The 20,893-nt window shown below is 65.4% G+C and carries 19 protein-coding genes and 2 tRNA genes; 6 read left to right on the plus strand and 15 right to left on the minus strand.

The window, feature by feature from the left end; genetic code table 11:
* Positions 1–99: 99 nt before the first annotated feature.
* Positions 100–1,062, plus strand: a complete 963-nt coding sequence (locus ASE00_RS04660; RefSeq protein ID WP_056377991.1) for a tetratricopeptide repeat protein — start codon at positions 100–102, stop codon at positions 1,060–1,062.
* Between the two features lie 100 nt (positions 1,063–1,162).
* On the opposite strand, the gene clpX is transcribed toward ASE00_RS04660, so the two are convergent.
* The 3 genes from clpX to ASE00_RS04675 form a co-directional block, all read right to left on the minus strand.
* Positions 1,163–2,434 (minus strand): ATP-dependent Clp protease ATP-binding subunit ClpX, encoded by a 1,272-nt coding sequence (gene clpX / locus ASE00_RS04665; RefSeq protein WP_056377992.1) that lies wholly within the window; start codon positions 2,432–2,434, stop codon positions 1,163–1,165.
* A 120-nt stretch (positions 2,435–2,554) separates the two neighbouring features.
* On the minus strand, positions 2,555–4,210 hold the full coding sequence (locus tag ASE00_RS04670; RefSeq protein WP_056377993.1) for a hypothetical protein: 1,656 nt from the start codon (positions 4,208–4,210) through the stop codon (positions 2,555–2,557).
* Between the two features lie 15 nt (positions 4,211–4,225).
* The gene (locus tag ASE00_RS04675; protein WP_056377994.1) at positions 4,226–4,882 is read right to left on the minus strand and encodes an ATP-dependent Clp protease proteolytic subunit; all 657 of its coding nucleotides are present in this window, start codon (positions 4,880–4,882) and stop codon (positions 4,226–4,228) included.
* Positions 4,883–5,012: 130 nt separating this feature from the next.
* Here ASE00_RS04675 and ASE00_RS04680 point away from each other — a divergent pair, with 130 nt between their 5' ends.
* Entirely contained in the window at positions 5,013–6,356 is a 1,344-nt protein-coding gene (locus ASE00_RS04680; RefSeq protein WP_156405264.1) for a hypothetical protein, read from the plus strand.
* A 60-nt stretch (positions 6,357–6,416) separates the two neighbouring features.
* Here the strand turns inward: ASE00_RS04680 and tig are convergent, their stop codons facing one another.
* The 6 genes from tig to ASE00_RS04710 all read right to left on the minus strand — a co-directional run bounded on the left by tig (position 6,417) and on the right by ASE00_RS04710 (position 14,111).
* Positions 6,417–8,012 carry a trigger factor gene (gene tig / locus ASE00_RS04685; RefSeq protein ID WP_056377996.1) on the minus strand — a complete coding sequence of 532 codons (1,596 nt, stop codon included), beginning with the start codon at positions 8,010–8,012 and terminating at the stop codon, positions 6,417–6,419.
* Positions 8,013–8,078: 66 nt separating this feature from the next.
* Positions 8,079–8,163: transfer RNA gene (locus ASE00_RS04690), tRNA-Leu, on the minus strand.
* A 170-nt stretch (positions 8,164–8,333) separates the two neighbouring features.
* Positions 8,334–11,471 carry a hypothetical protein gene (locus ASE00_RS04695; RefSeq protein WP_056377997.1) on the minus strand — a complete coding sequence of 1,046 codons (3,138 nt, stop codon included), beginning with the start codon at positions 11,469–11,471 and terminating at the stop codon, positions 8,334–8,336.
* Between the two features lie 155 nt (positions 11,472–11,626).
* Positions 11,627–11,962, minus strand: coding sequence for a 2Fe-2S iron-sulfur cluster-binding protein (locus tag ASE00_RS04700; RefSeq protein ID WP_056377998.1), 336 nt, complete (start codon positions 11,960–11,962; stop codon positions 11,627–11,629).
* On the minus strand, positions 11,959–13,053 hold the full coding sequence (locus ASE00_RS04705; RefSeq protein ID WP_056379316.1) for a cysteine desulfurase family protein: 1,095 nt from the start codon (positions 13,051–13,053) through the stop codon (positions 11,959–11,961). Before ASE00_RS04705 ends, ASE00_RS04700 begins: the two co-directional genes overlap by 4 nt.
* Positions 13,050–14,111: a cysteine desulfurase family protein gene (locus ASE00_RS04710; protein ID WP_056379317.1), complete on the minus strand. Its 1,062-nt coding sequence runs from the start codon at positions 14,109–14,111 to the stop codon at positions 13,050–13,052. The genes ASE00_RS04705 and ASE00_RS04710 overlap by 4 nt, the downstream gene beginning before the upstream one ends.
* 107 nt (positions 14,112–14,218) lie before the next feature.
* Here ASE00_RS04710 and ASE00_RS04715 point away from each other — a divergent pair, with 107 nt between their 5' ends.
* Positions 14,219–14,866, plus strand: a complete 648-nt coding sequence (locus tag ASE00_RS04715; RefSeq protein ID WP_056377999.1) for an alpha/beta hydrolase — start codon at positions 14,219–14,221, stop codon at positions 14,864–14,866.
* Between the two features lie 36 nt (positions 14,867–14,902).
* Here the strand turns inward: ASE00_RS04715 and ASE00_RS04720 are convergent, their stop codons facing one another.
* Positions 14,903–15,082 carry a hypothetical protein gene (locus ASE00_RS04720; RefSeq protein WP_056378000.1) on the minus strand — a complete coding sequence of 60 codons (180 nt, stop codon included), beginning with the start codon at positions 15,080–15,082 and terminating at the stop codon, positions 14,903–14,905.
* A 96-nt stretch (positions 15,083–15,178) separates the two neighbouring features.
* Here ASE00_RS04720 and ASE00_RS04725 point away from each other — a divergent pair, with 96 nt between their 5' ends.
* From ASE00_RS04725 to ASE00_RS04735, 3 genes are all read left to right on the plus strand, one after another.
* A complete protein-coding gene (locus ASE00_RS04725; protein ID WP_056378001.1) occupies positions 15,179–16,000 on the plus strand; it encodes a phosphotransferase family protein in 822 nt (273 codons plus the stop codon).
* 138 nt (positions 16,001–16,138) lie between these two features.
* On the plus strand, positions 16,139–16,405 hold the full coding sequence (locus ASE00_RS04730; RefSeq protein WP_056378002.1) for a hypothetical protein: 267 nt from the start codon (positions 16,139–16,141) through the stop codon (positions 16,403–16,405).
* 51 nt (positions 16,406–16,456) lie between these two features.
* On the plus strand, positions 16,457–17,200 hold the full coding sequence (locus ASE00_RS04735; RefSeq protein ID WP_056378003.1) for a Crp/Fnr family transcriptional regulator: 744 nt from the start codon (positions 16,457–16,459) through the stop codon (positions 17,198–17,200).
* Positions 17,201–17,261: 61 nt separating this feature from the next.
* Here the strand turns inward: ASE00_RS04735 and ASE00_RS04740 are convergent.
* From ASE00_RS04740 to aspS, 5 genes are all read right to left on the minus strand, one after another.
* Positions 17,262–17,336 (minus strand) — tRNA-Val (locus ASE00_RS04740).
* Positions 17,327–17,458: a hypothetical protein gene (locus ASE00_RS24215; RefSeq protein ID WP_268801338.1), complete on the minus strand. Its 132-nt coding sequence runs from the start codon at positions 17,456–17,458 to the stop codon at positions 17,327–17,329. The genes ASE00_RS04740 and ASE00_RS24215 overlap by 10 nt, the downstream gene beginning before the upstream one ends.
* 31 nt (positions 17,459–17,489) lie before the next feature.
* A complete protein-coding gene (locus ASE00_RS04745; protein ID WP_414819829.1) occupies positions 17,490–17,870 on the minus strand; it encodes an HU family DNA-binding protein in 381 nt (126 codons plus the stop codon).
* 38 nt (positions 17,871–17,908) lie between these two features.
* Positions 17,909–18,694 (minus strand): polyphosphate kinase 2 family protein, encoded by a 786-nt coding sequence (locus ASE00_RS04750; protein ID WP_056378005.1) that lies wholly within the window; start codon positions 18,692–18,694, stop codon positions 17,909–17,911.
* A gap of 346 nt (positions 18,695–19,040) precedes the next feature.
* Complete coding sequence (gene aspS / locus ASE00_RS04755; protein WP_056378006.1) at positions 19,041–20,819, minus strand: aspartate--tRNA ligase; 1,779 nt, start codon at positions 20,817–20,819, stop codon at positions 19,041–19,043.
* Positions 20,820–20,893: the final 74 nt, after the last annotated feature.

Here is a 20,893-nt window from a genome sequence, read left to right on the forward strand (position 1 = left end):
GTTGTGCCCCGGCCCTACTCTATCAGCTTCGACGCGTTCCGCTAGACTTTCGTTACATTTGGAGATCAAAGCCTATTACGCTCGAATCCGGAGAGAAATGTGACGAAGGACAGTGCCGCAAATAAGGGGTTTTCGCTGCCGTTCGCGCGTGTCGCGCTGATCCTCGCGGCCCTGATCGCGCTCGCCGCCGTGGCAATCGCGACGATGCGATCGGGCAGCAGCAGCAGCGAATCTCCTTCGCCGGAGGCGATGCCCGCGGCCGGCGACCTTTCCGCTGCGATCTCCGGCCTTGAGAAGAAGCTGGCCGCGAATCCCGACAACGCCGAAAACTGGAACCTGCTCGGCCTCGGCTATTATAATGTCGGCCGCTACGCCGACGCCGTGAAAGCCTATGCCAGGGCCACCAGCATCGATCCGAACAATGCGGTATACTGGTCGGCGCTCGGCGAGGTGCAGGTGCTCACCGGTCCGGGCGGAGTGATCCCGCAAGCGGAAGCCTCGTTCAAAAAGGCGCTGGCGATCGACCCCAAGGATTTCCGGGCCCGCTATTTCCTGGCGGTCAAGCGGAACGAGGGCGGTGACAGCAAGGGCGCGGTGGACCAGCTGATCAGCCTGCTCAACGACAGCCCGGCGGGGGCGTCGTGGGAACAACCGGTCCGCGACCTGATCGCGAAGATATCCACTGACAACAAGATCGACATCACGGGCCGCCTTCGTCCGCCTTCGGTCGCGCAGAGCCCCACGCCCGCGCCGGTTGACAACGTCGCGACGGGCGGCATTCCCGGGCCGACTGCCGCCGACCTTAAGGCCGCGACCGGCATGACGCCGTCGGAGCAGGACGATATGGCACGCGGCATGGTTGCGCGCCTCGCCGCCCGCCTGGAGGCCAATCCGCGCGACGCCGATCGCTGGATCATGCTGATTCGCTCGCGGATGCAGCTCAACGATCCGGCCGGCGCGCGCAGCGCGGTGAACGGCGCGAAAGCGGCGTTCAAGGACGATCCCCGGCAACAGGCCCGCTTCGATCAGGCCGCGCAGATGCTGGGCGTGCCGGGGAAGTAGCCTGTGCCGCGTCATCCCCGCGCAGGGATGACGTAGGCCATGAAGAAAGGGCCGCCCGGATCGCCGGACGGCCCTTTTCTTTACCGGATATCCCGAAGGATCAGGCGGCGTCGCCGGCCTTTTCCTTGTTCTTCTTCGAGAACACGCGGACCGGGTCCTTGCGGCCTTCGACCACGTCCTTGTCGACGATGATCTCGTCGACGCCGTCCATCGACGGCAGGTCGAACATCGTATCGAGCAGCAGCCCCTCGAGGATCGAGCGCAGGCCGCGCGCGCCGGTCTTGCGGGTGATCGCCTTGCGGGCGACCGCGATCAGCGCGTCATCGGTGAAGCCGAGCTTCACGCCCTCCATCTCGAACAGCTTCTGATACTGCTTGACCAGCGCGTTCTTCGGCGCGGACAGGATTTCGACCAGCGCGGCCTCATCGAGGTCCATCAGCGTCGCGATCACCGGCAGGCGGCCGACAAATTCGGGGATCAGGCCGAACTTCAGCAGATCCTCGGGCTCGCACTGCTGCAGCGTCTCGCCGGTGCGGCGTTCCTCGGGCGCGGCCACATAAGCGCCGAAGCCGATCGACTTACCCTGGAGACGGTCGCCGATGATCTTTTCGAGACCCGCGAACGCGCCGCCGCAGATGAACAGGATGTTAGTGGTGTCGACCTGCAGGAATTCCTGCTGCGGATGCTTGCGCCCGCCCTGCGGCGGAACGCTGGCAGTCGTGCCTTCCATCAGCTTCAGCAGCGCCTGCTGGACGCCCTCGCCCGACACGTCGCGAGTGATCGAGGGATTGTCCGCCTTGCGGCTGATCTTGTCGATCTCGTCGATATAGACGATGCCGCGTTGCGCGCGCTCGACATTATAGTCGGAAGCCTGGAGCAGCTTGAGGATGATGTTCTCGACATCCTCGCCGACATAGCCGGCTTCGGTGAGGGTCGTCGCGTCGGCCATGGTAAAGGGCACGTCGAGCAGCCGCGCCATTGTCTGGGCGAGCAGCGTCTTGCCCGAGCCGGTGGGGCCGACGAGCAGGATATTCGATTTGGCCAGCTCGACATCGGCGCCCTTCGCGCCATGGTTGAGCCGCTTGTAATGGTTGTGGACCGCGACCGACAGGACCCGCTTGGCCTTCGCCTGGCCGATCACATATTGGTCGAGATGCTCGCAAATCTCATGCGGGGTCGGGACACCGCCATCCTTCTTGCTGACGAGCGCACCCTTGGTCTCTTCGCGGATGATGTCGTTGCAGAGCTCGACGCATTCGTCGCAGATGAAAACCGTCGGGCCGGCGATCAGCTTGCGGACTTCGTGCTGCGACTTCCCGCAAAATGAGCAGTAAAGCGTGCTCTTAGAGTCGCCGCCGGTCAACTTGGTCATAAACTAGATCCTGACTCCACTAGGGGATCGCTAGCATCCTAAGCATGTCCCCGCCTATCCCACAACCTTCTTAAGAAGCGATGATCGATCCGTGGGTTCCATTCATATGGGGTGCCCATTTTATCGCGCAAGCAGCCGCCTCAGCGGAGCGAGCAGCAGACCGGCCAGCAACAGCAGCAATGCCGCCCTCGAAACCGACAATCCGCGCGACTCGGCAGGAAGCGGCGGCAGGTGCAGCTCGATTTGGTGGTTTCCGGCGGGAACGGGCACCTCGATCAGTCCCGGCAGCGTCGTCGAACGCGATGCACGCGACCAGCCACCGCCATCGATCCGGAATGTCCAGCCCGTATAGGCGAACTGCCGCAGCGCGATCAATGCGGGTCCATCGGCGCGGACATCGAGGGTGAGCGAGCGTCCATTCCGGATCAGACTCCCCGCCTCGACACGGCCCGACACCGCGACCGCATCGTTCGTTCCGAAGCGGCGCGCCAGAGCATCGACGTCGCCCAGCCAATATTCGCGGACCTCGGCGCGATGCGCGGCGACCGCGGGCGTAGGCCACACGGGACGCCGGGCGACATGCCAGGAGAGCGCCGCCAGAAAAGCCGCATCGATCAGCAGCAGGCCGGGCAGCAGCCAGGCCAGTATGGTCCGCACCAGCCCCTTCCGCCGCGCCGCGACGGCTTGCCAACCCATCCCCACCAGCCCGGCGAGCAGCAGCGATTGCAGCCCCAGCAGCCGCCAGGCGAACTGGATCTTCGACCATGGCATGCCCGCTATCCAGATCGGCCGGGCAAGCTCGCTCATTGCCAGCAGGATCAGCGCCGCCGCAGCGATCAGCAACGCCCTGCCCCACGCTGCGCCACCCGCCAACGCGACGAGCAGCAGCATCGCCATATGGAGCAGGAAGATCGCCGTCGCGGCTATCCTAACGCCCTGATTGGGCCAAGGCGTCGGTGAGAAGATCAGGTAGTTCGCGGGCTGGTAGACATCGTTGAACAGGATGCGATCGTTGACGAGCCCGACCTGGCTCAACGCGGGCCAAAGCCATGCCGCCGACAAGGCGATCGCCAGCGCCGCGCTGGACAGGATCGTCACGCCAAGCCGAAGCCAGTCCTTCCGATCGCTCAGCAACACGGCGTAGAGGCAGGTGAAGGGCGCCCCGAACAACGCTGTCGGCGCGTTGCTCAGCAGCAGCCCGGCGAGCGACAGGGTCAGTCCCGCCCAGCCTAGCATGCGCCGCTGCTCGACGGCATGCGCGAAGGCGAGCCCCCAGGGCAGCGCCGCCATCGCCACCAGCTCGGCGAACGCCCCGCGCTGATAGAGGTTGAGATAGGCGTGATAAGGCAGCAGCAGCCAGGTGAGCGCGCCAATCAGCGCCGCCGGCCTGCCGAGCCCGAGCCAGCGCAGCCAGAGCAGCGTTCCGAAAGCGCTGAGGATCAGGCATCCGGCCAGGACGATATGGAGTCGCAGGCCCGCCGCCTGTGCGCCCGGCAGCAGCGGGACCAGCAGTGCCCCCAGCCATTGCCCGAGCGGCGGGTAGATGAAGAAGGCGGGGCTGCCGAGGCCTTGGTTCAGATCGGGCAGCCAGCGCGGATAAAGGTCGCCTGCCGCCATCGCTTCGGCGAAATGCGCCTGCCAGCGGGCATAGACGTAGAAATCGCCGTGGACGATGCCCGCGTCGATCAGGGCGGGCGCCATCAGCAACAGGCTGACCGCCACAATGACGAAGGGCGCGCCCTTTCCCGAGGAAAGGACGCGCCCCGCGAATGTCATCCGATAAGGCTGCGCTTAGGCCGCGATTGCCTCGTCGGCCGGGGTCGGACGCTTGTCGAACACCTCGTCGATCAGGCCGAAGGCCTTGGCTTCGTCCGCCTCGAGAAACTTGTCGCGGTCCATCGCGGTCTCGATCGCCTCGATCGGCTGCTTGGTATATTTGGCGTAGAGCGAGTTGAGCCGGTGGCGCATGCGCAGGATTTCGCGCGCCTGGATCTCGATATCGGCCGCCATGCCCTGCGCCCCGCCCGAAGGCTGGTGGATCATGATCCGGCTGTTTGTGAGCGCGACGCGCATGCCGGGCTCGCCCGCGGCAAGCAGGAAGCTGCCCATAGACGCCGCCTGACCGATGCACACCGTGCCGACGCGCGGACGGATATATTGCATCGTGTCGTGGATCGCGAGACCCGCCGTCACCACGCCGCCCGGCGAGTTGATGTACATGAAGATGTCCTTCTTCGGATTTTCCGATTCCAGGAACAGCAGCTGGGCGGTGATCAGCGAGGCCATGTGATCCTCGACCTGGCCGGTCACGAAGATGATTCGTTCGCGCAGCAGGCGCGAATAGATGTCGAAGCTGCGCTCGCCGCGGTTCGACTGCTCGATGACGACCGGGACCAGCGCGGCCGTTTCCGGATTGAGGAACTGGCCGGTTTCGAACGGATTCTGCATGGAGTGTCTCGGTCCTTGATACTTTGCCTTGAACCGCCAACATCGGCCTTTGCCGCGGGGGTTTCAAGAGGGTCCGAAAATCGCTGGCATGGGCGGCACCGATCGGCAAGATGGCGCGATGAGGGGGAGCATGCCGATGCTGAAACGGGCCGACATCACGCCGCTGGCGCGCCGCGCGAGCCAAGGCGGGCTCATCGCGCTTCCGGTCGCCGCGCTGCTGTTCGCAATCTTCGCGCTCGGCAACTGGTACGGCCTCGGCCGCAATCTTCCCGCGGCCGAGGCGAATGTCCGCGCCGCCTTCGCCGCGGGGGTGCTTCAGGATCAGGACTGGCTGCCCGGCAACACCGGCATCGGCCGGCATCAATATAATGATTGCCTGATCCTCTATATGGCGATCGACCAGCAGGCCACTCCCGTCCAGCTGCTCGCGAGCCCGATCAAGCCGATGCAGCGCGGTGATGAATCGATGTGCCACGCGCTGCGTGCCTATGCGGGCGGCGACAAGGCGGCGGGGCGGACCGGCGTCTGGTATCATCAATATATCCACGGTCATACGATGCTGGCGCGCTACCTGTTGCCGCATCTGTCGGTCGATGCGATCCGCAACCTCTATCACGGCATCCAGACATTGCTGGTGCTGGCCGGGCTGATCGTCGCGATGACCACGCTCGCCCGGGGCCGCAGCCAGACCGCGGGCCTGTTCTGGCTGATCATCTTTCTCGCCTTCTCCCGCTGGTTCGGACTCGAATCCTACGGCCAGTCGCTGTCGCACGCTCCGTCCGACGCGGTGATCATCGCCTATCTGCTCTTCCTGGCGATCGCGGCAGCGCGCGGCGGGCTCGGCCGCTGGTGCTCGATCGGCGCGGCAGCGGTCTTCGGCGCGACGGTGGCGATCTTCGAATTCCTGACCGGAGGCATCCCACTCGGCCTGGCGATCATCGCCGGGGGCCTGCCCTTCGCGCTGCGCGACCGCGATCCGCGCGAGACGCTGGCGCGCGTGATCGAGGCGCTCGCGGCCTTCTGCGTCGCGGTCGCGATGTGCTTGGCTCTGAAGATCGGGCTGGCGCTTTGGGTGTTCGGCATCGAATCCTTCCGTGAAAGCGCCGCGCAGCTCGGCGTGCGGATGGGTATCGGCGCCGGGCCCGCCGACATCGGCCCGCTCCGCATGGCGAAATCCTTGACCAAGGGACTCAATTCGCTTGCCGCCGGAATGCATGTCATGGCGGGGGCGATGCTGCTGATCGCGATCTGCGCGGGTATCTGGGGGGCGCGGCAGCTCATCGGGTCGGGCGACGCGGTCCTGAAATCACGCGCGTTTCATCTGGTCGCGTCGAATGTCGTGATCGTCGGAATGCTGGCGCTGCTCTGGCAACACACGATCATCCACGCCTGGTTCATGGACCGGGTGTTTGTCTGGACGATCGCCACCGGCTTCGCGCTGTTCGCGCTGGCGGTGCGGGAACGGACCGCCTGAACCAGAAAGGGCCGGACATCTCTGCCCGGCCCTTCCCAATCTCGTCCGAAGATCGTCCGATTATTCGGCGGTCTTCTTCTTCGCCGGAGCCTTCTTGGCAGGAGCCGGAGCGGCCTCATCTGCGGCAGCTGCGGCAGCCTTCTTCGGAGCAGCCTTTTTCGGCGCGGGCTTAGCGGCGGCCGGCTCTTCAGCGGCGGGAGCCTCCTCGGCGGGCTTGGCAGCGGCCTTCTTCGCCGCCGGCTTCTTGGCCGGCTTGGCGTCATGATCATGGTCGTGATCATCATGGCCGCAATCCGGGCCATGGACATGGCCCTTGCCGATCGTGTCGTCGTCCGCCTCGATCGCGGCTTCGAGCTCTTCACGCGTTACCGTGCGGTCGGTGATCTCGGCCTTCTCGAACAGGAAGTCGACGACCTTGTCCTCATACAGCGGCGCGCGGAGCTGGGCTGCAGCCATCGGGTCCTGCTGGACATATTGGATGAACCGGTCGCGGTCCTTGGGACCGTACTGCTGCGCGGCCTGGAGGATCAGCCGCTGCATTTCCTGCTGATTGACCTCGACGCCATTTTGCTGACCGATCTCGGACAGGAGCAGACCCAGGCGGACGCGGCGCTCTGCGATCGCCTGATAGTCGGCACGGTCCTTCTCCATCTCGGCGCGGGCGGCCTCGGGGTCCTCCTCATGGCTCGCCTCATGCTCGAGCTGCGCCCAGATCTGCTGGAACTCGGCATCGACCATCGACGGCGGCACCGGGAAGCTGTGGTTCGCGGCCAGCTGGTCGAGCAGCTTGCGCTTCATATGGGTGCGGGTCAGGCCGTTGAGCTCCTGCTCGATCTGCCCCTTGAGCAGTTCGCGCAGCTGGTCGAGGCCCTGGAGGCCCAGCGACTTGGCGAAATCCTCATCGACCTTGGCTTCGCGCGGCACGCGAACGTCGGTGACCGTCACCTCGAACACCGCCTTCTTGCCGGCAAGCGACTTCTCGCCATAATCCTTGGGGAAGGTGACGTTGAGCGTGCGCGCCTCGCCCTTCTTGACGCCCTCGAGCTGCTCCTCGAAGCCGGGGATCAGGCGGCCCGAGCCGAGCTCGACCGACATGCCCTCGCCGGTGCCGCCATCGAAAGCAACGCCGTCGACGCTGCCGGCATAGTCCATGACGACCAGATCGCCTTCGACCGCAGGATGGCCTTCCATCGCATCGTCATACTGCTTCTGCTGGCCGGCGATGCGCTTCAGCTGCTCGTCGATCACCTCTTCGGCGGCGGCGACGGTCAGGCGCTCCAGCTTCAGGCCGTCGATCGATGGAGCGGGCACGTCGGGGAGCACTTCGAGCTCGACCTTCAACGCGACATCCTTGCCCGGCTCATAGCCTTCGTCCAGCTCGACCGAAGGCTGCATCGCCGGGCGCAGCTTCTGCTCGGCGAGGAGCTGCTGGATGCCGTCCTGCACGGTCTTGTTCAGCACGTCCTGCTCGATCGACGGGCCATGCATCTTCTTGACGAGATTGACGGGCACCTTGCCGGGGCGGAAGCCGGGCATGCGGATCTGCGGAGCGATCGACTTGATCTCGGCCTCGACGCGCTTGGCGACATCATTCGCCGGAATCGTCACCGCATAGGCGCGCTTCAGGCCCTCATTGAGCGTTTCGACAGTCTGCATGGGTCGTCCGAACCTCTATCTCGAGAAATTGCTTTCGGGTCCTGCTTCGCTTGCTGAGAGCGAAGCTGGTGCGGGCGAAGGGACTCGAACCCCCACATCTTGCGATACCAGAACCTAAATCTGGCGCGTCTACCAGTTCCGCCACGCCCGCAAACAGGACCGCCGGTCGGCGGGCTCTATAACAGTATCGGGTGTGAGTACAACCCGGCGCAAAATCTTGCCTCAAACGCCGGCGCGAGCATGCGCTCGCTTGGCTTTCCTCGCATAAGCTCGGGCGGCCGTTCGGCCTTGCGGGCTCTCGCGAGGCCCGGCTATGTTTTTTCAGCTCTGAACCGCTTTGGCAGGGTTGTTCGTCGCCTGGAGACAGGTGAACCAGCCCGACCCCGCCTGTTCGCCCTTCGCCAGCTCTTCCGCCTTCTTCGTGTCGCGCCAGCCATTGGCGGTCGATTGCGCGGCGATCAGATCGTCGCCGGTCTGACCAAGCAGGTAGCGGAGCAGCGAGGGACCGGCAATCAGCTGATCCATCGCCTGCCCGTCGCGGCTCACGGTTCCGCGATCGTCGCGATAGACGTCCCACTTTGCTGTCTTGCCCCATAGCGGTTCGAGCTCTGCGTAGCGGCGCGGCAGCCGCGCCACCTCGCCACCCGCTTTGGCGATATGATCGGCGGTCCAGATTCCCACCAGATAGTTGGAGCCGTCGATCGGCGGCAGGTTCGGCGCTTCGTTGATCCGCCCGACGATCCGCTTGCGGTGCATCGCGATCAGCCAGTCGAGCACCGCCCGGGCCTTGGGCGATGCGCTGCGCAACGCCGTGTTGAAGCCCAGTTTCTCCCCCGCCGCAAGCGCGCTCAGCCAGTAGCCGATGCTGAATTCATGCTGGTAGATGCGCCCGTCATCCTTCGCCACCGGGCCGAAATATTGGGCGGCGGCATAGGCCGCGAGGTGCATCTCCACCTTGCCGTTGGGCATCAGATTGATCGGCGGATTCAGGAAGCCGGGCGTCGCTGCATAATGGCGATCGTGGAACAGTTCGAGGTCGAAGACCGCGAAGTCGAGCACCTCGGCGCGGCTGTAGAGCCGTTGCGATGCCGCGCTCGCCGTCTTCCACGCCAATGCCGCATGAAGGAAAGCCCAGGCGCCCTCGCGCGACGACCAGAGGTCGAGCCATGGGTCCGACAGGATGTCGTTCGAATAGAGCCGGTTCTGATCCCAGAAGCGATGGCCGAGAAAGGCGAATTCAGGCGTCCGGAACAACATGCTGCCCCAGCCCGGAAATTGGTGGCCGTGCAGCTTGTCGACCTGGAACGTCCCGAAATAGGGGGTCGATGGCGTGTCCCCGGCGTAGGGTACCGTGACCTTGAGCGGCGCGGTCTCGCGCAGCCAGTTCGGCACGCGCCCGCCCTGCTGATACCAGGCCTGCGCCTCCGGAACCGCGCTGTCGCCGGGGCCGTAATAATGGTTGCGGGCAACGATCGGACGGCGGGCATTCCCCTTGAACAGCGGAATATTCCGCCCCTTTTCGAATGCGTGGACCGGATCGGAGACATAGCCGGTCAGATAGTCCAGCGCGATCGCCCGCCACGGCAGCCCGTCATGCGGCCGGACGCCATCAGGCAGGTTGATGTGCCAGGCGACCGGCTCGGGGATGATCTGCCGGTCGTCGCGCATCCCGCCCGAACCGGTGACCGGCGATCGCCCCTGGACGTTGAACGGCGTATATTCCAGCCACAGCGCCGCATTGGCAGCCATCGAGTTCGCCGAATAAAGCATGCGGCCATAGGGGTCGCGCGTACGCCCGGCGCTGCCGGTCATCTTCCGGTAGTCGCTCTGCTTCCATGGGATGACGCGGATGTTTCCGAAGCCGTTGGCCTGTCCCTCATTGCCCTGCCCGCCGCTGAAGATGCGCAGATCGAAGCCGTTGACCGAATAGTCGAGGTGGCAGCCGAAAGGGATGCTGAGATCGAACAGCGGCACGGTGCGGCGGATGCCCGCCTGATCATGGCTGCCCGGATCGCCGCTGCGCCAGATGACGCCCGAACGGACGGTGCCATGCGGATACCAGCGATCGGTGGAGCTGATCATCGCGCAGCCGCGCGGATCATGCGGCCCAGAGAAGAGATAGGGTTTGTCGTTACCGTTCAACGGGCCGCCATCGGGGGTCTCGATCACCGCGATCGGCAGGTCGTCGGTATCGTAGATCCGCCATTTATGCGGAACCATATAACTATGCTTGCCGCTCGGATCGCCGAACGGGTTGGCGGGCATCGTCGCGGCGTCCCAGTCATAGCCGAACTGGAACTGGACATAGTCGCCGCAGCGTATCGCCTCGCACCGATAGTCGATGCCACCGATGTTCGGCACCGGGCCCTGCGGCAGGCACTCGATCCAGGCGGACTGCGCCGCGCCGAGCCAATCATCCTCGAAGCGGCAATTCTGCGCGGCGATACGGGTCATCACCAATTCATGTGGATGGGCGACGGGCTTGCCGCTCGACCAGTCTTCGAGGATCGCCTTATAGGCCTGGCCGGGCCGGACATCGATCGGGCCGATCGTCACGTCGAGCGTCGCGACCGATCCGTCCGCGCCGCGCCAGGCCAGGGTGCGCGCCGGCTGGGGCGCGGTCACCGCACGGGCATCGACCACCAGATCGGGCAGGATCGCGCCGTCCACCGGCCCGCTCACGACCAGCGGATAGCTGTAATTCGTCACCGGCCGATCGAAGCCGACCCTGATCTCGCGAACCAGCAGCCCATCGATCGCCTGCCTCATATTGCCCAGCGACGCATTGACCGAGAAATCCATCCCGGCGGCAACGCGTGGCTTGATCTTCGTCCGGAACGGTCCGCCCGCAGGCTTGCCGTCGATGAAGAAGCTGATCGTGCCGCCTGCACCGGAGCCGTCGCGCCATTCGACTTCGAGCAGCTGCTCGACGCCCGGCCTGCGCATCGCCGTGCTGAAGAATCCGCCCTCGGTCTGGTCGCCGCGTCCAATCGTACATTCGAGCTGGTCACTGCCATAGCGGGTCGACAGCATGATGCTGCCGGTTCCCCATCCGGTCATCGCAAAGAGAAGCGCGCCATCGACCTTCGCGGGGACAATGCCGCGAAAGGAACAGCGCAGCCGGTGCGGCGTCTGCGTTCGCGCCGGATCGGAGGACGTACCGAAATCCACCCCGAGCGGTTTCGACTGGAGATAGGCGCTGCGGTCGAGACGCATCATGCCGCTTTGCGCAACGCCGGGGCCAATGACGGCCAGCGGAACCCGCGCCGGAAGGGCATCGCCGCTGCTCATCACGAAGGCCGAGCCAGCGGCGAAAGACCAGCCAGCTCCAACCGGCTGATGCCCGGGTGTGGCGACCCGCCGCGCCACAACCAGACCAGGCGGAACCGACAGGACATGATCGCCCCGCCCCGGCGGGATGTTCAGCGGAATGACGGTGCCCGGATCGCCATAGATCATGATCGCAGGGTAGCCGCGACCCGCCCGGTCATTCCAGCAAAACCGAAGGGCACCGGGTCAAGACTCCCGCCGCGGCACTCTACGACCCACTGTCGCACTTGGTTTGCGAATCCACGCCGCGCCTCCGCGGGGATGACGATAGCGAAGGAGCCGAACTACCGCCCCTGCATGTTCCGCGCCGCGCCCGGCATCCGCACCGTCAGACTGTCGAGCCCTTCCTCCAGGTGGATCTGGCAGGCCAATCGCGAGGTGCGAGAGACATGGCTGGCGAGATCGAGCAGATCCTCCTCCATTTCCGACGCGCGCGGCAGCTTGGCGAAGTCCGCCGCGTCGACGATGACATGACAGGTCGAACATGCCATCTGGCCCTCGCACGTCCCTTCGAGCGGCTGGCCGTCGGCCTGCGCCACCTCCAGCAATCTCTGTCCCGGCGCGGCGTCCACTTCACTGCGGTCCTCGCCATTGGCCGAGACGAATATCACCCGCGTCATACCGCCCACATCAACTGCCGCTCCGCCGCTTCGAGGATCATCCCCGCCGCCTTCTCGATATCCTCTTCGCTCGTATAGCGGCCAAAGCCAAGCCGGATGCTCGATCGCGCCTCGGCGTCGCTGAGGCCGATCGCCTTGAGAACATGGCTGGGCCGCCCCGATCCGCTCGCACAGGCCGAACCCGCGGAAAAGGCCAGGCCCCGCAGGTCGGAAATCAGCCGCGCCGCGTCCACCCCGTCGCAATGGAGATTGAGATTGCCATGATAGCGGTGCGCGAAGGAGCCGTTGATCGTCCATTCGGGGCCGAGCCGCTGGGTTGCAATCTGCCATAGCCGGTCGAGATGCGCGGCATCTTCCTCGGCGCGCTCGTGCATCAGCTCGGCGGCCGCGCCGAAACCGGCGCACAGCATTGGCGCGAGGGTGCCCGAGCGGCCCGCCGCTTCCTGCCCGCCGCCATGGAGCAGCGGTTCGATCGTCACGCCGTCGCGCACCCACAGCGCACCGATCCCCTTGGGGCCATGGATCTTGTGCGCGGCGATGGCGACCAGATCCACATTGTCCGGGATCGGCAGGCGGCCATAGCCCTGCACCGCATCGCACAGGAACAGTGCTCCTGCCGCGTGCGCCAGATCGGCGAGTTCCTTGACCGGCTGGATCACGCCGATCTCGTTGTTGACCAGCATCGCCGCCACAAGCCCCACGCCCGGCGTGATCGCGGCGCGCGCGGCATCGAGATCGACCAGCCCGTCGCTTCCCACCGGCAATATCCGTACGTCGCGGCCCGTCCGTCCGGCGGCGCGCGCACTGTCGAGGACCGCCGCATGCTCGGTCGCGATCGTCACGATCCCGCCCTTACTGCCCTTGATCGCCCAGTTGAGCGCCTCGGTAGCGCTGCCGGTGAAGGCCAGGCTACCGCCCTTGGGGCACAGCGCGGCGACCTGCTCGCGCGCCACCTCCACCGCCGCCGCCGCCTCGCGGCCCATGCGGTGCGGCGAGTGCGGGTTGCCGAAACGCTCGTCGAGATAGGGCAGCATCGCGGCGCGAACCTCCGGCGCGACCGGCGTCGTCGCCTGATAGTCGAGATAGATCATGCTGCCTTCTCCCGCGCTGTGGCGGCTATCGACCGCCATGTTGACACCACCCGATCGATATCGGTCTCCTGCGTATCTGGTCCGAAGCTGATCCGGATCACCTCGCGCGCCGCGTCCTCGCTCCAGCCCATCGCCGCCAGCACATGGCTCGGCTTCAGGCTCCCCGATGAACAGGCGCTGCCCGCCGACACCGCGATACCCGCCATGTCGAAGCGGATCAGCTGGGTCGTCGCAGCGACGCGGGGCATATGATAGCTAGCGATGGTCGGCAGCCGCTCGGCGCCATCGGCGACGATCGCACCGCCGCTTTCGCGGACCGCGGCGTCGAGCCGGGCGCGCAGGATGCGGACGCGGGCCAGCCATTCGGTCCCGGCTTCCAGCGCGGCGGCAAAGCCCAGCACCGCCGGCAGATTCTCGGTGCCGCCGCGATAGCCCTGCTCCTGCCCGCCGCTCGGCACGAGCGTCGCGAGATCGCGCACCAGCAGCGCGCCGATCCCGGGCGGCCCGCCCAGCTTGTGCGCGGAAATCGAGATGAAGTCGGCGTCAGGCAGCGGCAATTTCCCTGCCGACTGCGCGCAATCGGCGAGCAGCAAGCCGCCCGCGCCGCGGATCGCAGCTAGATGTTCACCGAGCGGCTGGATCACGCCGGTCTCGTTGTTCACGGCCTGGATCGCGACGAGCGGGACGGGCCCTTCGATCACCATGGGTAAACGGACGATGCCGTCCGCCGAAACGTGTAAAATCGAACCATCGGGCGCAGCCCGGCGGACCGCATCATGCTCGACAGCCGCAATCAGGCGGACAGCGGCCTTGGCACGACCGAGAGCGATGCCGATCGCCTCGGTCGCGCCGCTGGTGAAGATGACCGTCCCGTCATAGCCCAGCGCCTTGGCGATCCGGCCCCGCGCCTCTTCCAGCGCGGCGCGCGCGGCACGCCCTTCGGCATGCGGCGACGATGGATTCGCCCAGCGCTCCAGCGCATCCATCATCGCCGCCCGCGCCGCCGGCAACACCGGCGTCGTCGCGGCATGATCGAGGTAGAGACGGTCTGTCACCAAGGCTTCATGATCCATTTGATTGCGCGCGAAGCGTGCCTCCTTATATAGGCTTTCGTTTCGTCGCGCGCCACCGGCGCGGCAGTGCTAGCCTGTTCCGAAGGATATCGATGCCCGAAGTCATTTTCCCTGGCCCCGAAGGCCGACTCGAAGGCCGTTTCAACCCCGGTCCGCGCCCCCGCGCGCCCGTGGCGATGATCCTCCACCCGCACCCGCAGGGCGGCGGCACGATGAACAACCGCATCGTCCAGGCGCTCTATCAGACTTTCGTGCGCCGCGGCTTCGCGACGCTGCGCTTCAACTTCCGCGGCGTGGGCAAGAGCCAGGGCACCTTCGACAATGGCATCGGCGAACTCAGCGACGCCGCCTCGGCGCTCGACTGGGTCCAGTCGATCCATCCCGAGGCGCAGACCACGTGGATCGCCGGCTTCAGCTTCGGCGCGTGGATCGGCATGCAGCTGCTGATGCGGCGGCCGGAGATCAAGGGCTTCATCTCGATCGCTCCGCCCGCCAACATGTACGACTTCACCTTCCTGGCGCCCTGCCCGTCATCGGGCATCATCATTCAGGGCGACAGCGACGAGGTCGTGACCCCGGGCGCGGTCCAGAAGCTGGTCGACAAGCTGCGGACCCAGCGGCACATCACCATCCACCACGACATCATCCCCGGCGCGAATCATTTCTTCGCCGACGAGATGCCCGAGCTGATGACCTCGGTGGACAATTATCTCGACATGCGGCTGACCGGCGACCGCTAGTTCCCACAGATCCTCCCTGGCCAAACCAGGGAGGATTTAACCGCCCAGCGGCAATGTCCATATCGCGACATTACCGAACATAACCAGCCCGGCGGCCAGCATCAGCAGGCCGCGCTTGCGGTCGCGCCGCCGGACGAGCAGCGTGATCCCGCCGCCGCTGAGCAGCACGCCGCCCAGCATCAGCAACGATAAGGTCAAGGCTGCGGGCCCCGTCATCCGTCCTACCTCCTGAAGCGGGCGGTACATCCTCCGGCAAGCCGGGATTTGCAACCCTCGCACGCGCTCGACCATTATTACCGCGTCGGAGAAGCCATGCACCGCCTCGAGCTATATTCGCTGATCGCCAGCGGCATGAGCGCCGACGTCATCCGGTTGGGCCCGGGCAAGGTGCTCAAGCTGTTCCGCGATGGCGTCGCCGACGGCATCATGACCCGCGAGATCGACGGGGCGACCTGGGCCAACGAGGAAGGCCTGCTCGTTCCCCGGCCGATCGGCCGTCGCACGGTCGAGGGCCGGCAAGGCATCGTTTTCGAGGCGCTGGAGGGCGCCCCGCTTCTCGGCCCGCGATCGGGCTGGCGGATCGTCCGAGCCCGTGCCGCGCTGCGCAAGCTCGCCGAATATCATGCGCGGATTCACCGGTGCAGCGCGGCGGGACTGGTGCATCACCAGCACGACATATTATGGGTGCGCATCCTGTCCGCCGACATCGATGAGGATACGCGCCGCGCCGCCTTGGCCCGCATCCAGGCGATGCCGCGCGGCAACACGCTGTGCCATGGCGACTTCCATCCCGGCAACGCGGTCGAGACGGCACAAGGGATCGCGGCGGTCGACTGGTCCAGCGCCAGCGCGGGCGATCCCGCCGCCGATGTCGCACGAACCGAAATGCTCCTGCGCTACGGCCTCTATGGCAAGATGCTACGGCGGTCGCGCATCGCGCGCTGGTTCCGCCATCGCGCGGCCGACTTCTATCTCCGTCACTATCGTCGGATCACCGGCATGGCCGACGAGACGATCGCCTATTGGCGCCTGCCGGTCGCCGTGTCGGGCCTGGGCGCCGGAAGCAAGATGCACCGCCCCGGCCTGCTCGCCGCAATCACCCGTTACCGCAAGAATATGCCTCTGAATCCCTAGCGTTATTTTCTGCCGATCACACGACAGCGCGGAAAAAGTTACGGTCTCGGTTCGGTGTGCAAGGCAACTTAATCCACATCATATTCACCAAGCGATCACTCGGGTTACTGCCTCCGCTCAGGGCAATGAGGGGTGGTCATGAAGTTCAAGCTTGGCGACATGATATCAACCGAGCGCCCCACGCGGTTCAGCGCTGAACTCGATGGAGCGCCGGCGGTTGTCGAACTCGACAGCAGCGCCGTGATCAAACTGCTGGACAAGTCCCAGACCACGGCTCTTACCTCGGCGCTGGAAAAGCGGCGCGATCGGATCGAAGCTGCAGCGCTCAGGCTCGTGCGAGACGGTTTCGTCACCACCGGCGACGACGGGACGCTGATTGCGGTCTCCGCGCTCGATCTGGATTAACCGGTTCCGCCGCCGCTCCATGACGCGCAAGTTTCAGAAATATCAGCGAATATGATCCGGCTTCCGGTGGCTCGTTACAACGAGTTCATAGAACTGTCGCCGGCCGACCTGGCCGCGCTCGGCGAAGCGGGAGGGCCCGAGCTGCGCTATCCGCGCAACCAGCGCATCCGCACCCAGGGTGATCGCGTGACATGCGTCTATCTGCTCGTCGATGGCTGGGTTGCTAGCAGCATCGATCTCGCCAATGGCCACCGGCAGATCGTCAAGATCCACCTCCCCGGCGATCTGATGGGCGTGCCCAGCATCACCCTCTCGCGCGCCGCGGAGACGCTCACCCCCTTTACCTTGTCGGTCGTCCGACCGGTGCCCCTGGCGGCGATGGGCTCGATCCTGCTGAGCCGTCCCCGGCTGACCGCCGCCCTGTTCCTGAGCGCGCAGCAGGAGCGGATCATCCTGATGGATCGGATCACATCGCTGGGCCGGACCAATTCGGCGCAGCGGCTCGCCACCTTCCTGCTCCACATCTACGATAGGCTGCGGTTTCTCGAACCTGACTTGGGCACCACCTTCGCGATGCCGATCACGCAGGAACAGATCGCCGATGTAATCGGGCTCACCCCGATTCATGTGAATCGCGTGTTTCGCCGCCTCGAGGCCGCCGGGCTGATCATTCGGCAGGGCCGCGACATCACCCTGACCGATCCCGATGCATTGCGCGAAATGTCCGGCATGCCCGAGCGGCGCTGGTTGCGGCAGCCCGAATGGCTGGCCGGCGACGGCACATCGGCCAGCTGAACCGCCGCCCAGGGACGACGAGACGGGCAGCAAGCCTTTTGGTTTCCGGAAAGGTTCAGAGTGGTGGGCGCAGCAGGGATTGAACCTGCGACCCCACCCGTGTGAAGGGTGTGCTCTACCGCTGAGCTATGCGCCCACTCTGATCGAAACGCGGGTGATATCCGCGACGGAGGTGAGCGGATAGGGCGGGACACCCGCGCTGTCCAGCCCAAAAGCGAAGGCCGCGGCGCCCGGCGGCGTCGCGGTCTCGTTGGTCATCGTCCGGCGCCTTGACCGGACGACGACAGGATCAGTTGACGGCGTCCTTCAGCCCCTTGCCGGGCTTGAACTTGGGCTGGCTCGACGCGGCGATCTTCATCGGCTCGCCGGTCCGGGGATTGCGGCCGGTCGAAGCCTTGCGCTTGCTGACCGAGAAAGTGCCGAATCCGACGAGGCGGACCTCGTCACCCTTTTTAAGCTGGCCGGTAATCGAATCGAACACCGCTTCGACCGCCTTCGACGCGTCATTCTTGGTCATGCCGGTCGTCTCGGCGACGGTGCCGATAAGCTCCTGTTTATTCATGCCTTCATCCCCTACCCAAATTCTGTGTCTCTTCACGGCACGGCCGGCGTTGCGGCAATGGCGGCCCGCGTTGTGGCCGCGGGCGCGATGCTGCAACAAAGGAGTCATATCCGCAAGGGGCGTCGATGGGGCGATCGCCCCCGGGTTCAGCCCTTTTTGGGCAGGCCCAGCTGCGCGCGGGCGTAGCGCTCGAATTCGGGGTCCAGCGCGGGCGGCTCGACCGGCATCGTCCGTTCCAGCATGTCGGCGACATGCGTCAACGCCGCGACCCGCGCGGCCTTCTTGTCATTGCCGTCGACGACCTTCCACGGCGCCCAGCGCGTGTCGGTTTCGCGGAACATGTCCTTCATCGCGTCAAGATAGTCGGCGCGGCGTGCGCGGTTGCGGAAATCCTCCGGGGTCACCTTCCAGCGTTTCCACGGATGGTCGAGCCGCTCGGCCAGGCGTTTGTCCTGCTCTTCCTGGGTCACGTGGAGGAACAGCTTTACGATGTTGACGCCATCGGCCTGCTGCTGCGCTTCGAACTCGTTGATCTCGTCATAGGCCCGGCGCCACAGCCGCTCGCCGGCATAGGCCTCGACCCGTTCGACCAGGACGCGGCCATACCAGCTACGGTCGAAGATCGCGATGTGCCCAGCGCCGGGCAGCTTCTGCCAGAAGCGCCACAGGAAATGGCGATTGCGCTCCTCCTCGGTCGGCGCGCCGATCGGCCAGACATGGAAGTGGCGCGGATCCCAGCCCATCGTCAGCCGCTGGATCGCCCCGCCCTTGCCGGCGGCATCCCAGCCCTCGAACAGGATCATGCTGCGCTGCTTGCAGACCATATGCGCGACCTGCAGCCGCGACAGCCGCTTCTGAACGTCGGCGAGCGCAGCGTCGTAATCGCCGTCGAAGTTCTTGCCTCGCTCAAAATCTGACAGATCGATGGCCAACGAACGCAACTCCAATACCCGGATCATTTCCCATAATTATCCGGGAGCGCCATTTTAAGCGCAGGAGATGCTTAATAGTTTCGGGGGCGTCCAGCTATGGGACATTTTTGGTTAGCCTCAGGCGCCGGCGCGGGCATCCGCCCACTTGGCTATCCTCGCATAAGCTCGGGCGGCCGTTCGGCCTTGCGGGGCCCTGCCGGGCTCCGACGACGAGATCGGCGTCGGGATGGGCCAGCATCCCGCAAGGCCGAACGGCCGCCGCGCCTTATTGGCGCGAAGCCAAGCAGGGCGGATGCCCTGCGCCCGGCGTCTGAGGGCTAAAACAAAAGGCTCAGGATAGTGGAACCTAGCTTTTGCTAGGTTCGACGATCCTGATGTTCAATTCGCGAAGCTGCTTGAGCGACACCGGCGACGGCGCGTTCATCATCAGGTCTTCGGCCTTCTGGTTCATCGGGAACAGCACGACCTCGCGGATATTCGGCTCGTCGGCCAGCAGCATGACGATGCGGTCGATGCCCGGTGCGGAGCCGCCATGCGGCGGCGCGCCATATTTGAACGCGTTGATCATGCCGGTGAAATTTTCGTCCACCTGCTCCTTGGTGTAGCCGGCGATCTCGAACGCCTTGTACATAACGTCGAGCTTGTGGTTCCGGATCGCGCCCGACGACAGCTCGACGCCGTTGCAGACGATGTCATACTGATAGGCGAGGATATCGAGCGGGTCCTTGGTCTCCAGCGCCTCCATCTCGCCCTGCGGCATCGAAAAGGGATTGTGGCTGAAGTCGATCTTCTTGGCGTCCTCGTCATATTCGTACATCGGGAAGTCGACGACCCAGCAGAATTTGAACACGCCCTGCTCGATCAGGCCCAGTTCCTCGCCGACGCGGGTCCGCGCCGCGCCTGCCAGCTTGGCGGTCGGCAACTCCTTGCCGGCCGCGAAGAAGACGCCGTCGTCGGGGCCGAGGCCCAACGCGGCGATCAGCTTGGCGGTCGCCTCCTCTCCATGATTCTTGGCGATCGGGCCGCCGGCCTCGCCGCCCTTGATGTTGATATAGCCGAGACCGGCATGGCCCTGGGCGCGCGCCCAGTCGTTCATGTCGTCGAAGAATTTGCGGCTCTTGGCCCCTGCCCCCGGCGCCGGGATCGCGCGGACCACGCCGCCCCCCTCGACGATGCGGGCGAACAGGCCGAACCCCGATCCCACGAAATGCTCGGTGACGTCGGTGATCTCCAGCGGGTTACGCAGGTCGGGCTTGTCCGAGCCATAGCGCAGCATGGCGTCGCGATAGGCGATGCGCGGGAATGGTGCGGGCGTGACCGAGCGGCCGTTCGAGAACTCCTCGAACACCCCGTGCAGCACCGGCTCGATTGCCGCGAACACATCTTCCTGGGTGACGAAGCTCATCTCGAAGTCGAGCTGATAGAACTCGCCCGGGCTACGGTCGGCGCGGGCGTCCTCATCGCGGAAGCACGGTGCGATCTGGAAATAGCGATCGAATCCCGCGACCATCAGCAGCTGCTTGAACATCTGCGGCGCCTGCGGCAGCGCGTAGAACTTGCCCGGATGGACGCGGCTGGGGACCAGATAGTCACGCGCGCCTTCAGGCGACGACGCCGTCAGGATCGGGGTCTGATATTCGGTGAAGCCCTGCGCGATCATCCGCTGGCGGATCGAGGCGATCACATTCGAGCGCAGCACGATGTTGGCATGGATGCGGTCGCGGCGCAGATCGAGGAAGCGGTAGCGCAGGCGGATATCCTCGGGATAATCGGCCTCGCCCGCGACGGGCAGCGGCAGCTCCTGCGCGGCTGACTGGACGCTCACTTCGCGCGCGCGCACTTCGATCGCGCCGGTGGATAGATTGGGGTTCACAGCTTCGTCGGCGCGCGCGACGACGTCGCCGGTGATCGTCACCACCGATTCGACGCGCAGCCGCTCGAGCTGCTTGAAGGCTTCCGATTCAATGTCGGTGACGATCTGCGTCAGGCCGTGATGATCGCGCAGATCGACGAACAGCAGATTGCCATGGTCGCGCTTGCGGTGCACCCAACCCGACAGCCGGACCTTCGATCCGACGTCCTGGGCGCGGAGCTGGCCGCAATGATGGGTGCGATAGGCATGCATGTTATGATCAACTTTCAGGTGAATTTGCGAGCGGAGCGCTTCGCGCGGGCGCGCAGTGCTTGTCAAGCGTTGTG

The organism is Sphingomonas sp. Root710 (assembly GCF_001429065.1).
In the GTDB taxonomy this organism is placed as follows: domain Bacteria; phylum Pseudomonadota; class Alphaproteobacteria; order Sphingomonadales; family Sphingomonadaceae; genus Rhizorhabdus.

What these genes read in the sequence shown, in the direction of transcription:
- clpX (WP_056377992.1), bottom strand. Translation starts at nt 2,434, where the DNA reads ATGACCAAGTTGACCGGCGGCGACTCTAAGAGCACGCTTTACTGCTCA.
- ASE00_RS04670 (WP_056377993.1), bottom strand. Translation starts at nt 4,210, where the DNA reads ATGACATTCGCGGGGCGCGTCCTTTCCTCGGGAAAGGGCGCGCCCTTC.
- ASE00_RS04675 (WP_056377994.1), bottom strand. Translation starts at nt 4,882, where the DNA reads ATGCAGAATCCGTTCGAAACCGGCCAGTTCCTCAATCCGGAAACGGCC.
- ASE00_RS04680 (WP_156405264.1), top strand. Translation starts at nt 5,013, where the DNA reads ATGCCGATGCTGAAACGGGCCGACATCACGCCGCTGGCGCGCCGCGCG.
- tig (WP_056377996.1), bottom strand. Translation starts at nt 8,012, where the DNA reads ATGCAGACTGTCGAAACGCTCAATGAGGGCCTGAAGCGCGCCTATGCG.
- ASE00_RS04695 (WP_056377997.1), bottom strand. Translation starts at nt 11,471, where the DNA reads ATGATCTATGGCGATCCGGGCACCGTCATTCCGCTGAACATCCCGCCG.
- ASE00_RS04700 (WP_056377998.1), bottom strand. Translation starts at nt 11,962, where the DNA reads ATGACGCGGGTGATATTCGTCTCGGCCAATGGCGAGGACCGCAGTGAA.
- ASE00_RS04705 (WP_056379316.1), bottom strand. Translation starts at nt 13,053, where the DNA reads ATGATCTATCTCGACTATCAGGCGACGACGCCGGTCGCGCCGGAGGTT.
- ASE00_RS04715 (WP_056377999.1), top strand. Translation starts at nt 14,219, where the DNA reads ATGCCCGAAGTCATTTTCCCTGGCCCCGAAGGCCGACTCGAAGGCCGT.
- ASE00_RS04720 (WP_056378000.1), bottom strand. Translation starts at nt 15,082, where the DNA reads ATGACGGGGCCCGCAGCCTTGACCTTATCGTTGCTGATGCTGGGCGGC.
- ASE00_RS04725 (WP_056378001.1), top strand. Translation starts at nt 15,179, where the DNA reads ATGCACCGCCTCGAGCTATATTCGCTGATCGCCAGCGGCATGAGCGCC.
- ASE00_RS04730 (WP_056378002.1), top strand. Translation starts at nt 16,139, where the DNA reads ATGAAGTTCAAGCTTGGCGACATGATATCAACCGAGCGCCCCACGCGG.
- ASE00_RS04735 (WP_056378003.1), top strand. Translation starts at nt 16,457, where the DNA reads ATGATCCGGCTTCCGGTGGCTCGTTACAACGAGTTCATAGAACTGTCG.
- ASE00_RS24215 (WP_268801338.1), bottom strand. Translation starts at nt 17,458, where the DNA reads ATGACCAACGAGACCGCGACGCCGCCGGGCGCCGCGGCCTTCGCTTTT.
- ASE00_RS04745 (WP_414819829.1), bottom strand. Translation starts at nt 17,870, where the DNA reads ATGACTCCTTTGTTGCAGCATCGCGCCCGCGGCCACAACGCGGGCCGC.
- aspS (WP_056378006.1), bottom strand. Translation starts at nt 20,819, where the DNA reads ATGCATGCCTATCGCACCCATCATTGCGGCCAGCTCCGCGCCCAGGAC.